Below are 13993 nucleotides of genomic sequence, written 5' to 3'. Positions count from 1 at the left end.
ATTGGGTCAGTATTTTAAAGAATTACTGGATGTTGCTTGAATTTTGATAGATTTCTCTACTAAGTTATTATTTAAAAATAAAAATTAGAAAAGGAAGTAGATTAGTGATTAGTCAGAAAACGAAAAAAAGATTTAATAAAGTTATTATAATTACCGCAGCATGTAGCATGTTTTCTATGTTTGGAACGTCTATTTCGCACACTAAAGCAGTAACACGTTCAGCTGCTCCTTCAGTTTATGTGAGTCCACAAAATACAGCTTCCTCAGATATTATTAGTATAGACTGGTCACCAGTTCAGACTGCACCTTATACGTATTGGGCTGTACACAACTGGAATGCAGGTGGTGAAGCTGGAGGATATGCTGGTTTTCAACAACAAAGTGGGTTTGATGAAAATGGAAAACGTACTTTACATTTTGCCTTATGGGATCCAATTGCCTCTAAAGAAGCAATAAAGGCCGAATACTTATCTCCGAATTCACAAGCTGGACTCTTTGGAGGAGAAGGAACAGGACTGAAGGTTCAAACAACTTATGGTTGGAAAGACCACAATTGGTACAGAATGACAATGCGTTCATGGCAAGAAAATGGTCATACTAAATTTGGACAATGGATGAAAGATGTAACAAAGAATAAATGGCATCTAATTGCAATTATGGACTTTCCGGTTGCTAATGTTGCATTTAATCATGGATTAGGAATGTTTCAAGAAGACTGGGCTGGTAATGGACAGGATGTTCGAGAAGCACGCCTAAAAAATGGTTATAGTCGAAAGTTATTAGATAAACAATGGAATTCTTGGAATAATCAAAGTATTTCTGGACAGCATGATACTTCTTATCAATATGATGGAGGAGCGACTTCAGAATATGTATGGGTCAAAGCAGGAGGTAATACTCAATCTACCATTGGAACAGGAAAAATATTCACACTAAATCAACCTACTCAACCTGAAATAGGAAAACTAGATTTTGATATACAATCTATATATTATGAAAATGAAAAATTAAATGTATCCTGGAAACTAAAAGAAAATAGCACACCACAATTTAAAGGTAAAATTGAAATTTATAATGATGAAAATATGACAGGACAACCAATCGAGATAATTGATAATATTAAATCTTATCAAAGTGAGATTAGTCAATCTATACTATTATCTACAAATGCTTATGCAAAAATTATATTAACAGATTTATTTGATCAAACTGTTGAGAAAAAGGTACAAATCAAAAATGAATCTCCAAACATTTTAGAAGGTAACGAATTTGCATGGTCGCTAAAAGGGATTGGAGATTTTGAATTTGCGAAAGTAAATTTAAATAAATCAACAGAAGAAATGCAAATTGATTTAAAAGCAGGTGTACCACATAACTACTTTGATAGTACATATGCAAGTATTAAAGTGCAAAACACATCAGGTAAAGTAGTATATAACAAAGAGATTTATGGAAATAAGCAACAAAATGCTGAGCAAGCCAAAGTTCCGGTAAAAGTAGGCGATTTTATCGAATTCACACATTTAGAAGGAGCGAACCGAGCTACTATTACAAATATGGAAAAGAACATTCAGGAAAGTTTTGGGAATAAAGCGGTCTATGAGATTACAAAAGAGGGATTGAAGAAAGTAGATAAAATTGTTAATCCGAAACCAGATACAGAAGCTCCCACACAACCACAAGGATTATATGCAAGTAACGTTACTTCTAACAGTGTAGAGCTAAAATGGAATTCTTCTACAGATAATGTAGGTGTAAAAGAATATCAGGTATTACGTGATGGACAACTAATTCAAACAATACAAGGTACGACGTTTATTGATCAAAATCTAACAGCTAATAAGGAATATAAATACGCAGTAAAGGCTGTAGATGCAGCTGGGAATACATCAAATCAAAGTAACATTCTTCTGATAAAAATAAAAGATCAAAATGTATCTTATGAAAAATGGGATCCGAGGAAGGCATATACAAAGGGCGACAAAGTAGAACATCAAGGGAAAGTGTATGAAGCTGTTCAAAATCATCAAGGAAATGGTGATCCGAATTGGATATTTGCCTTATCGTTATGGAAACCACTTACTTTGAATTTTTAAGTTGATGGGCGTGGGAATACCACGTTATAAAATGAAATTCGATAAAGGTAAAATTAGTGAAAGTTATAGGGACTAAGATGCATTCCACTATGTCAGCCAGTTGCGAAAGGTTAGGAAACTACCAAATTATATTCATGTTGGCTGTTTAATTCCTCATGCCTTTAAGTATGGAAATTATTTTATATAAACGAGAATCATGCAGCAGTCAAAGGTCAAAAACAAAAAAGGGGGAATTATTTTGAAAAGGATTTCATCTTTATTATTAACAATGCCGATTATTTTAGGAAGTATTGCTACGATTCCGCATACAAAGGTTTCAGCTGAAACAATGTCATTCAATCAAGAGACATTCACTTTAGAAACATTGGACCAACAGACGGATCAAGCAATTGCAAATGGTAATTTTGAAGCTCATTTGAATAATCTCACAGCATATCTGAATGGAAATATTGGGGGTATTACTGAAGAGAATTTAAAAAAGAAGCTTGTAGATCCAGTATTTGCAGCAGCTTTGGCTCAGTGGCAATTCATATCACAAACAGGTGCTGCAACAATGGATGCATTTGCTAAAAAAGATGCTGACCATCAAAAATTTCTTAGCTGGGCTATGAAAAATACAGATGTGATGAATACCTATCTTGAAGGTGGTAGTCCAACTGGAAAAAATCCTGTAAATGCACTTGAGATATGGCATACAATTTGGAATGCGGATGCAGATTCTCACAAAGGATTGTATTTAAAATTAGCGATATCCACATCGTTAGCTCATGCTGAACCTATAAAATATTGGACAAACAATAAACCTATTAATCCATTAACAAGGTACCAACATTATAAATCAGCAGATCAAAATAACGAGTTACTTCCTTGCTTTAGAACATATGATGTTTGGCATTTAAGATTAGTAGTGAATACTTGGTCACCAGAAGAAGATTTAACTTGGGCAAGAAATATGATTAATACGGAACATCCAGAACTTAAAAGTCAAGATAAGGTAGGGGAAAGTGCATATTTGATTAAATATACAACCCATAACAAAGATGGAGTTAGCATTCACGCTGGAAATGATGCATTCTACGGTTTAGGTTGGAATCTTTCTTCCATTTACAGATTTGGCGGGGTATGCGGTAATATTTCGAAGTTTGGTACGCAAGTAAGCCAAGCCTTTGGAGTGGCAGCTATGCCTGTTGGACAACCTGGACATTGTGCACTCATATGGAATAACAAACCATCTTCTTGGAATTTAGGAAATGATATATCCGGATGGGGTGAATCGAGCCGTCATGATGCAACTGTTATTCCTTGGTCAGATAATAGCCCGACAAATCAAGTACCGTATATGCTACTATTTGAAAATGCTGAACGTGACCCAGTAAAACTAGATCAATCAGAGCGATTACGCTGGTTAGCGAAAGCGATCACTTCAGCAGATAATAAAATTGCAATTTATAAAATATCCACCAATATTTTACCAATCAATTTTTTAGTATGGAAAGATTACGTTTCTCTTATGTTACAAAATCCAAATGTAACAAATGCTGAGTGGAAAGAATTAAATAACAGTATCATTTCTGTTTTTGCGAATGAACCGCGACCGATGATGGATCTTCTTACTCAAATAAAAAGCCATGTACCAAATACAGATGATATCTTGGAAGGAAAACAGTTTTCATGGTCACTGAAAGGGATTGGAGATTTTGAATTCGCAAAAGTAAATTTAAATAAATCAACAGAAGAAATGCAAATTGACCTAAAAGCAGGTGTACCACACCATTACTTTGATGGCACATATGCAAGTATTAAAGTGCAAAACACATCAGGTAAATTGGTCTATAACAAAGAGGTTTATGGGAATAAACAGCAAAATGCTGAATCAAAAACAGTCCCAGTAAAAGTGGGCGATTTTATTGAACTTACACACCTAGAAGGTGAAGAGAGAGCAACGTTAATAAATTTAGATAATAATAAGCACGAAAGCTTTGATAAAAAGGTAATGTATGAGGTTACAAAGGATGGCTTGAAGAAAGTAAATCAAATTGTTACTCCTAAGCCAGATACAGAGGCTCCAACACAGCCACAAGGATTATATGCAAGCAATGTTACTTCTAACAGTGTAGAGCTAAAATGGAATCCTTCTTCAGATAATGTAAGTGTAAAAGAATATCAGGTATTACGTGATGGACAATTGATTCAAACGGTACAAGGAACGACGTTTACTGATCAAAACCTAAAAGTTAGTAAGGAATATAAATATGCAGTGAAGGCTGTAGATGCAGCTGGAAATACATCAAATCAAAGTAACATTCTTCTGATAAAAACAAAAGATCAAAATGTATCTTATGAAAAATGGGATCCGAGGAAGGCATATACAAAGGGGGACAAAGTAGAGCATCAAGGGAAAGTGTATGAAGCTGTTCAAAATCATCAAGGAAATGGTGACCCAAATTGGATATTCGCTTTGGCATTATGGAAGCCACTAACATAGGGGTCTAATATATATTGAAAATACGCCAAAATGTTGATGGTAATTATGGGGTTTCCCTCATTCCCATTAAGCTAACATTTTGAAGTGCCTACAAAACGGAAATTACAGCCAATAAAATAAAGTGGTTTTCCAATGTTGGGTTCCGTGAATGTTACCTATTGAAAAAATGATTTATAGTAATAACATAGACATTTGACGAAAGGGCAACGAATGCATGGTTGCCCTTATTATTCTAAAAGTTCCTTTATAATTTCTTTTATATGCTTAGTGGGCTTATCAACATGGTTTAAATAATAATTTTCAGTTATGACAAGACCTGGTCCTACTATTGAACGAAGAAAAGGTGATATCTTTCCTGTGTAATTATTAATAGTTATGCATTCAGTATCTTCATTCATTAGAATGTTATATTTACATGTTATTTCTAATACAGGCTTTCCTTCATTATTTATCATTTTTCGAGAACTGATGGATTCAATAAGCGCATTACTTTGTTCGATTTAAAAACTATCAGTATTAGCCAAATCGTAGGAAATAATGAAAGCTATACCTATTGCGTTAATCATAGATTTCCTCCTTTAGTAGTTATGCTTACTAAAATATAATAATATATATTAAAAGTAAACAATATGAGAGCAAGTGATGTATGGTTACTCTTTTTTATACGAAATATGACATACCGTAATGGATTATATAATAGCAATTTCAGACATAAAGATAATTGAGAAGCATACACTTATATAGAACGGTTGCAAATATAATTACCGATATTCTTTGCGAGAGAGCACTTAAGGAGAGTGCTCTTTTTCATTTTCACACTTTAAAAGAGACAAGCATATAGTATAAAACAAGTTATATTTCATCTAATCCCTTTTTTACCAAAGTACTCGTGGAAACGGGTGCTGTTATTATGTCACCTTTTGATAAGGACAAGTATAGGTACAACCCTGCGTTGTTCCTTATTCACTCATATCTAACTCCTTATCGCATTAAGAGCATCCTTGTGTAGGGTGCTTTTTATCATGTAATAAAACCCTTTTTACACCAAAAAAGAAAGGTTTGATACATATGATGGATACAATTAAAGGATTTGTATCGAAGAAAACAGGAAAAATGTTTGGTGCGAAATTAACATATGACTCCGAACAGAAGAGGATTACTTTTGTATATGAGAAAAAGAAATAATATCATAAAATCTTAAATTCTGTATATAAATTAATAAGAAATATGATGTGATGAAAGTAACAAAATACCTCTAAATCTATCTTGCAAAAGGACACACCTACGCATACATATGCCATAGGTGTGTCCTTTTTTCGTTGTCTATAAATTCCTGAAAAAAGAGAGGGGGAAGGTATATTGTGTACGAATGAAATACCAACTACAAATGTATCTTTTGAGAATGTGGAGAGTCAGAAGCGTAATAAGGGGAATGAAATATCAGCATGTCCCAAATGTAAAAAGCAATCATTCAGGGATACGTTTAACGAACATCCAAAGTGGGTTCGATTTTGCTTGTGTTGTGATTATGAAGAAGTGAATCCAGCATATAGTCCATTTTTTTGATTAAGTAGATTGTGGGAATTTAATGGGATAATCATTTTACGAAAAAAAGGCCCTGTTGTCTCCAACATAACCTTTTTTTATTTTAGGAAAAGGAGGGATCAAAATATACATAAAAACTTTCTCAATACACAGATTCTAATTAATTCCAATTATTATATTGTGAAAGTATGATTATCAAATTATACTAAGTCCTGAGAATATCATATTTTCTATATCGATTCAAAAGTAAGGAAGTCCCCTTAACACTTATAAAGCAAGTTCGCTCTGTTTACAGACAAGTAATCTCCAATAAGAAAATATATACTATACCAACTATTTATAGAAATCCCAAAAAGTTTTAATAAAACATTTCGAATCAATTTATGGAGGAATCATAATGTCAAAAGCTTTTAATGAGTTAGATATTCAAAAATTAGATAAATATTCTCATGGTTTTTTACCTAATACTACACCATTACAATTACATCAACTTCCTAATTACTTATCGGAATTTGATATTTTAGCAAATCAATGTATACAGGAATTACATTATCTAGGTGCGCGAAATTTAGTGAAAGAGTTTCTTGCAAAGCATAAGAAACTTTTTGATGTAAATAATGTAAAATCATTAAATAACTATGAACTTAATAATCTAAGTACTCGATTAGCAATTATATTTCATAGTTTCAGATGGGATACTATTCCACCTAAATCCGGCGAATATGCTAGAAAAACACTAGATATTCCGGAATATTGCTTGGAATACTGGCAATATATTAATGAGAAACTTGGAATGCCACCAGTCGGTACTCTTCACAATTTAATGCTCTATAACTGGAAGGTCGATAACATTGGTTCTAATCAAATTTATAATATAGAAAATGTAATTAAAGGTGAAGGGTTACAACCGATATTCTGTTGGGCAACTGAAGAGCACAGAGAACATCATAAAAACTTTTCAATGACCATTGTTCGAATGGAAGCTATCGGTGCATCCATATTTCCAGTAATCAAGAATGTAATTTTAAGTGGACTCACAACAGAATCTATTACTATCCTACTTGATGAACTTCATAAGATAGTAATAAATATAACAAAAATGTTTGCAAGCACTTTGAAAAAGGGAAGTTTTAGCGGAGAAAGTTTTTTATCATCTATTCAACCATTCATGATTTGGGGCCTCGCTTCAAAATCCGGAAAGATACTAACAGGAGCAAGTGGTCCAATGTCCCCAATTGTTCACATTGTTGATGCTATACTACAGATTTCTGGTAAATCTTCTATGAGAATCTTATTACAAGAATCTCGTATGTATATGACATATGAACAAAGAAGCATCATAGAGTTAATCGAAAAACTAGCTAAAGAAATACAACCTATAATAGTTACCAATGAAGAATTAATTAACAAATTTAATGTATGTATAGATACAGTAAAACGTTGGCGAATCATGCATAAATCGAGAGCTGTATTCACTTTATCTGAAAAAAACATTCCACAAAAGGAGTATCTTTCTACAGGAATGACTATAGAAGGAGAAGACCGATTACAGCAACTTCGTATCCAACTTGATGAAATCATAGAAGAGACTTCTACATCGCGCTTGTATCATTTATGATTGATACTATATTCTTATTCTTTTGAACTTGTAATATGTATAACTATCTATAATAAGGAGTGGGAGAAATGAATAGTCAGATTAAAAATAAAATAGAAGATATATCAGCTAATAATTTACTGAATATTGCAACTGGGTTTTGGGCTTCTAAAGCACTTGCATCAGCTGTAGAATTAGAGATTTTTAATATAATGCCCAAACAAGGTATAAATATAAAAGAAGTAACAAAGGAACTAGAAATTCAGATGCGTCCTGCCGAAATGTTATTAACTGCATGTACTGCTTTAGGTTTACTTACAAAGAAAGGAGAATTGTATTATAATTCCCCTTTATCAAATAAATTTTTAGTTAAAGGTGAACCTTATTACTTCGGTGGAGTTATAACTATGTTGGATAAAAGAGAATATATCCCCTGGAGTAAGCTCACAGAAGCTATTAAAACCGATCAGATGCAAGTATTAAAAGATGATTCTCTAGGGATTTTTGAGTCTATTTCTGTTAACCCTGAAGAACAGCGGATTTTTACAGAGGGTATGCATAGCTGGAGTATTCAAACAGGGAAAGAGCTTACTAAGGTTTTTGATTTCTCCCAAAATACGCAACTTCTTGATGTCGGTGGATGTTCTGGGGCATATTGTATAGAAGCAGTACAAAAATACCCTGATTTACATGCAGTAGTTTTCGATTTAGCACCTGCATTAAAAATTGCTAAAGAAAAAATTGAACAGGCAGAATTATCTCATCGAATTAAAACGCATACTGGAGATTTTTTTAAAGAGGAGTTACCTAAAGGATCAGATGTTATTCTTCTTTCAATGCTTCTTCAAAATTGGTCACCTGAGGAAAATCATGAGATTTTACAAAAATGTTATAATGTACTTCCTGAAGGTGGAAGTATTATTATAAGTGAACTAATGATTGATGATGATAAAACTGGACCTATATCCGCGGCTCTCATGTCATTAAATATGCTTATTGAAACAATAAAAGGCCGAAACTACAGTTGGTCAGAATATGAGGGTTGGTTAAAAAATATTGGATTTATAGATATCCAAAGAATTACATTTCATTCCCCAGGGGCTAATGGTATATTAGTCGCTCGAAAGCCCTAAAAACTCTTACTTCGAGATTGTAAAGGGAAAAGCTCAGTGATAAGTAGGAAATGAATTATTCTGCTCAACCTTTCGTAAGAAAGGTTTTTTTGTATACATATCGATTGATGATAACTTACATTTAATAATAATCAATGGATTTGGTATTAATAAGGAAGTTATTTATTTGATTTTTCAGCTAATTTCTTCTAGGTTTTCTGTCACATGCCCGACAGTTTAAGAATTTTCACATCACCCGAGTGTAAAAAACGTTATTTTTTCTAAAAAGCTATATAGAATAAATAACGTTTTTTTATGAATCTTTCGATTCAAGATGAATTACAACTATTTTCTGAAAGTGAAGTAGCTATCCTCTGTATTTGGGTAAGTCAACGTACAGCGAGTGATTATCTCGTTCGATTATGTAGTCAATTGTAAGCAGCTACAATAACTCAGCTATATTAGGACGAATTCGTTAGCTAACAAAAGTAACGACTAACCGAGAAGCACCACTTTAAGAAAGCTCGTAAGAGCCACTAAGTCGGGGGAGTTCACATATCCTATTCCTATCGTCCAAAATACAACTATCAATATTCTGTTAAAACTATAATAACACTTGTTACCAATCACTTGGCTAGATTTATATTTTCTACATAAAGCAGATTATGTTGTTTTTTGTATGTTATTAAAACTAGTTTTTAAGAAGCATATGCTTTAGCAATTGTAAAAATTCTTTATCGCTTTTCTCACTTTTTATATAATCCAGTTCATAGTCAAAAATCATTCGTACTAACATAAAAGCTGTTAGCGGTAACGGTACGTTATGCAAAGCTCCTTGCTGATAACCTTTTTCAAGTAAATCACTTATCATTTTAATTGCCTCTTCTTCAGATTCTTTAAAACAAGCTGTGATTTCAGGTGAATGGTACTCTTTATATTCTTGAAAGAGTGTAGAAACAAAAGGATCTTGATGATATTCTGTACTAATATAATGAAGGACCTTTTGTATTCGAAGTAAAACATCTTTTTCCGCTTTATATAAGTTAAATAATTGTGAGCGTTTAAGCTGAATATAACGCATATAGCAGTCACGCAATGTAAAACCGCTTGATGCAGGCCAATCATCCAAAGTTACGCTGCAAGCAAATGGGTATGCGAAATGGTTTACGATCCCACAAGCGGCAGCGGGGAAAACGATGACCGTGGCTTTGCCATCGAAGAGTTCGTTCGCGGTGTATGATGAGAAGGGAGTATGTGTCAATTTTACCGTTGTGAGCGGCAATAACAAAGTAAAACTGCCGAAGAACGGAACGGTTGTATTTGCTGGCGCGCCGACCTCGGAATTTGCAATCACGTTGAACTAGCTACAATTCTAGATGGACTTCAACAAAACCAGTACGACACAGAAGAGGTGTTTTGCTGGTTTTGTTTGTATTTACGTATGATCTTTACGAAGAGGCTTTCCACGAATAATATCACGCTCAAACTCTGCAAGAATAGCTAGCATACCAGTTCTGGGCAATCAACTTTTGCCCCACTCATCTTCTCGGTGTAAATACGTTCGCAGCCGGCATTATGATGTACAAGCCCTATACGATGCAGGAATTATCCGAGGTGTTTCGGCTACTAAGTTTAACCAACATGGCACACTCACACATCAACAGGCTGCACTTATGTTAGAACGAACACTAGAATATCTAGGTGTAGAAAAAGAGTCAAATACAGGGCCCTACCACATACCCATCAACCTAAGATTTTGAAATAACCCCCAAAACGAAAATTTTATATCCCTACAGTTATTTATGAAAGTTCAATTCATTTTTTCATTTTGGGGAACAACCAACTTCTTAAGTTGATGGGCATGGGGTAGCACCGTACATCCATCAACTTAAGAAGAATAAACGCCACCAAAACAAAAAAAGTCCCAAATTTTTCCTGAAAATAAATTAGGGCTCTTGAACCAGAAAAGTATATTTTTAACTATGAAAACTACGATAAATTTTTCCTTTTTTCCTACTTGCTAAATTCAGCAAGTAAAATATTTTTAAAAGGATTAGGACTGTCAGTTCTACCCAAACTATTCCAATTGACGACCAACGTATGCTTGCCTCCAAGTGTACCTCCAACAAGAGTAGTAAACCCACCTGTGTGTCCCCATATCGAGACACCGCTTGGAAGCTTAGTTTCATAGATTCCAAGACCATATCCATCGATTCCTTCTTTTCCTGTAGGAACTGTAGTAAGCATTTGTTTTAGTTGCTGGTCTTTCATTAATTTGCCACTGAGCAAGTAAGAGAAGAATTTATTTAAGTCGTCAGCAGTAGAAATCATATCTCCAGCTGAGCTAGCTACACTTGGGTTATAATAAGTAACGTCTTTTAGCTCACTTGTTCCGTCTGGTTGGACATATCCACGGGCATGATTGATGCCTGGAATAACGCTTGAATTGCCAGGTAGGAATGTATTCGATAATTCAAGCGGTTCAATAATCCGATTTTCAATCTCTACCGCATAGCTGTTTCCGGTTACTTTTTCAATAAGAATGCCCAGTAATACGTATCCTGTGTTTGAATAAGACCAACCCTTTCCTGGGGCAAAGTCTGGGGGCAGAGAAATCCCCATCTTCACTAACTCTTCAGCCATATACGATTTTTTTGTATCCATAAAATCAGCGTCTTTTGACCTTGAGTATTCAGCGATACCACTTGTATGGTTCAATATCTGCCGGATAGTAATCTGGTTACCATCATATCCGTTTCCTTGAATGACACCAGGCAACCATTTTTCGATGTAGTCGTCTAGATTCAAGCGGTTCTCTCCAGCCAATTGAAGTACAACCGTTGCGGTGAACGTCTTCGTCACGCTGCCAATGCGAAAGCGAAAATCTGTTTTCATTGATTGCTTGGTGCTTAGATTCGCTATCCCAGCGGCATACCCCCACGTTTTTCCACCCTCAGAAGTTTTAGCAAGTATCCCCGGGTATCCAAGTTGCAATGTATCCCGCATTGCTTGCTTGACGGAAGTACGATCTCGTTGAGTATTTGTTTGTAACGAACTAGATACATTCTGAGTGGGCTCTGCTTTTACAATTGAGGTTGGTGTTGTATATAATAGAGAACTTCCAGCTATTAAAAGGGCCAGACTTGCACATGTAATTTGACTACGTGTTTTCATAAGGCATTCCTCTCCTCTCCTCTATTCATATTGTATAGGTGGTTGCTTGCTGTTTCATACTAACCACACAGCTATCATCTTCACCGATTACAAAAGGTCAACATTGAATTTGTAATTATCTTCATAAGTATTATTTTATCAACGCCATTCTGCCCTAACAAACGGTAAATCTCTCTTTTTTCACATGTTTGTAAACCACAGAAATTACTTCTTTTCCTTGAAACACTTTTGTTACTAGTTTGTTTTTCATATATAAGTCATATCTGTTCCGCCTTTCACGCCTCGTAATATTTTTATCCTATACAATGAAACTCTCTTTTTCCTTACCCATTCCTTACAAATTTCTTACGTTTAAAATAGATTCTATTTATTAATATTATTTAAAATCTGCGATACGATTTAATCTTAATTTAGTTGTTTTATAGAAATATTTCTGGTTTTCAGAAAAGAATAATCGGAATATTCATTGTTTTCTATATTATTTTTAGAAAATAATCCCATTAATAGGAGTGTTATGATTTAATTGTTAGTCAATATCTCACTTTTAGAGCGTTAGTGTCTTTGAGAAAGTCAAAGCAAGCTATTGATTTCATTACCATCACAAACGAACTGCAAAAAAAGAATAGGGTTGAAGAGGCGGGAGAAGTCTCTTATTCCACCCAATTAGTTTCTATCGTCCCTATTTAGTAAACTTAAGGAGCTCGTTTTTATGAAAATTACCGAATCAAAAAGTCTATGGGGAAATACAATTTATTTACAAGTTTTCTCTGCGTATTCACTGCTTATGCTCGGAGTATTTATTGACATGTTAGCCATTATGACCATTGTTAGTTTTGAATGGGAAGTAGACCCCACCATGATTGGATTAATTCCTGTTGCGTATGCACTTCCTGGGATTATATTTAGTTCATGGGCAGGCGTGATTGCTGATCGCTTTAGAAAAATTCCAATTATGATGTTTTGTAATCTAATGGTTGGTTTATTAACAATTGTTCTTTTATTTGTCCAAAATATTCATTGGCTTTTGTTAGCATTAATGGTTCGTTCCATTTTCACCGTTTTTTACTATCCTGCACAGCAAACACTAACACGACAGATTGTTTCTCCTGATCTGCTTACCAAAGCAGTAAGTATCAATGGGATAGTTGAGCAAGGAACCAAGATACTGGGCCCACTTATAGGAGGAATGTTGCTGAGCTGGTTTCAGCCAGAGTTTTGTCTGATTATAAGGGCAATATGCTGTTTACTAGCTGCTTTGGTTCTGTTGCCCACAATAAGGTTACAGGAATCTCTGTCAAGAGAACATATAGAAAAGAAAAAGCAAAGTACTTGGACTGCTTGGTTACAAGGCTGGGGTTATGTATTATCCAATCGGATGATATTATCAACCATGATTTTCTTTACAATAGCTATGGCAGTATTACAATTAGTAGACTCACAGTTCCCTACTTTATTTAAGAGCTTGTTCCCAAATGATAAGAGTAAAATGGGATACATCATTTCTATTATTGGTCTTGGGGGAATAATTGGCGCATTCTTAACTCAGAAATTAAAACATTTTCAATATGGTTGGGTAATATGTGGAGGTATTGCTTTAATGGGAATTGGCTTTGGGGGAATAAGTCTGATAACTCTGATAAGTCCTGATGCATCCCTCATTTTTGCCTATCTGATCAGTTTTATAGCTGGTATTGGAAGTGGACTTATGTTTGTATCCAATCAAGTCATTCTACAAATAGAATCTCATCAAGAACAGGTCGGAAGAGTATTTGGGATTCAAAGCAGTTTAGCAAATGCAGCCCTCATTATTTCTCCTGCTATGAGCGGTCCACTGGTTCACTTTTTCGGAGTAATTGAACTCTATTTTTATGTGGGTATTGGGCTCATCATCATTGCAGTAATTGGGGTTGCACTACAGAAATATTTATGGGTTACACATAAACAAGAACCTGTAAGAGTAAATAATTTTTGAAGGGAAGATTTT

11 protein-coding genes and 1 pseudogene are annotated in these 13993 nt (G+C 34.5%); 10 read left to right on the top strand and 2 right to left on the bottom strand.

Annotation, left to right across the window (positions count from 1 at the left end; translation table 11 throughout):
- Nucleotides 1-104: 104 nt before the first annotated feature.
- The 7 genes from MHH59_RS29915 to MHH59_RS29885 all read left to right on the top strand — a co-directional run bounded on the left by MHH59_RS29915 (nt 105) and on the right by MHH59_RS29885 (nt 9273).
- Nucleotides 105-2096: a DUF3472 domain-containing protein gene (locus tag MHH59_RS29915; RefSeq protein ID WP_340853626.1), complete on the top strand. Its 1992-nt coding sequence runs from the start codon at nt 105-107 to the stop codon at nt 2094-2096.
- Between the two features lie 238 nt (nt 2097-2334).
- Entirely contained in the window at nt 2335-4581 is a 2247-nt protein-coding gene (locus tag MHH59_RS29910) for a putative mucin/carbohydrate-binding domain-containing protein (protein WP_340853624.1), read from the top strand.
- Nucleotides 4582-5649: 1068 nt separating this feature from the next.
- Nucleotides 5650-5766, top strand: a complete 117-nt coding sequence (locus MHH59_RS29905; RefSeq protein ID WP_002203966.1) for a DNA topoisomerase I — start codon at nt 5650-5652, stop codon at nt 5764-5766.
- A 174-nt stretch (nt 5767-5940) separates the two neighbouring features.
- Complete coding sequence (locus MHH59_RS29900) at nt 5941-6147, top strand: hypothetical protein (RefSeq protein ID WP_033713875.1); 207 nt, start codon at nt 5941-5943, stop codon at nt 6145-6147.
- Nucleotides 6148-6523: 376 nt separating this feature from the next.
- Complete coding sequence (locus MHH59_RS29895; protein ID WP_002203967.1) at nt 6524-7744, top strand: hypothetical protein; 1221 nt, start codon at nt 6524-6526, stop codon at nt 7742-7744.
- A gap of 68 nt (nt 7745-7812) precedes the next feature.
- Nucleotides 7813-8856 carry a methyltransferase gene (locus MHH59_RS29890; protein WP_002203968.1) on the top strand — a complete coding sequence of 348 codons (1044 nt, stop codon included), beginning with the start codon at nt 7813-7815 and terminating at the stop codon, nt 8854-8856.
- A gap of 294 nt (nt 8857-9150) precedes the next feature.
- Nucleotides 9151-9273, top strand: a complete 123-nt coding sequence (locus MHH59_RS29885; protein WP_003192791.1) for a hypothetical protein — start codon at nt 9151-9153, stop codon at nt 9271-9273.
- Nucleotides 9274-9526: 253 nt separating this feature from the next.
- Here MHH59_RS29885 and MHH59_RS29880 read toward each other — a convergent pair whose 3' ends face one another.
- The gene (locus MHH59_RS29880) at nt 9527-10006 is read right to left on the bottom strand and encodes a TetR family transcriptional regulator (protein ID WP_308027096.1); all 480 of its coding nucleotides are present in this window, start codon (nt 10004-10006) and stop codon (nt 9527-9529) included.
- On the opposite strand from MHH59_RS29880, the pseudogene MHH59_RS29875 reads away from it, so the two are divergent.
- Nucleotides 9930-10199: pseudogene (locus tag MHH59_RS29875) on the top strand (serine hydrolase); the annotation flags it as partial. The gene MHH59_RS29880 and the pseudogene MHH59_RS29875 sit on opposite strands and share 77 nt — an antisense overlap.
- A gap of 649 nt (nt 10200-10848) precedes the next feature.
- Here the strand turns inward: MHH59_RS29875 and MHH59_RS29870 are convergent.
- Entirely contained in the window at nt 10849-12009 is a 1161-nt protein-coding gene (locus MHH59_RS29870) for a serine hydrolase domain-containing protein (protein ID WP_340853622.1), read from the bottom strand.
- A gap of 555 nt (nt 12010-12564) precedes the next feature.
- On the opposite strand from MHH59_RS29870, the gene MHH59_RS30965 reads away from it, so the two are divergent.
- On the top strand, nt 12565-12696 hold the full coding sequence (locus MHH59_RS30965) for a DnaB-like helicase N-terminal domain-containing protein (protein WP_003192741.1): 132 nt from the start codon (nt 12565-12567) through the stop codon (nt 12694-12696).
- Between the two features lie 22 nt (nt 12697-12718).
- Nucleotides 12719-13981: an MFS transporter gene (locus tag MHH59_RS29865; protein ID WP_078204138.1), complete on the top strand. Its 1263-nt coding sequence runs from the start codon at nt 12719-12721 to the stop codon at nt 13979-13981.
- Nucleotides 13982-13993: the final 12 nt, after the last annotated feature.

This window comes from Bacillus sp. FSL E2-0195 (assembly GCF_038003645.1).
GTDB classification, from domain to species: domain Bacteria; phylum Bacillota; class Bacilli; order Bacillales; family Bacillaceae_G; genus Bacillus_A; species Bacillus_A mycoides.
Note: the sequence above shows the minus strand (reverse complement) of the source record. Positions and strands in the feature narration are given on the sequence as shown.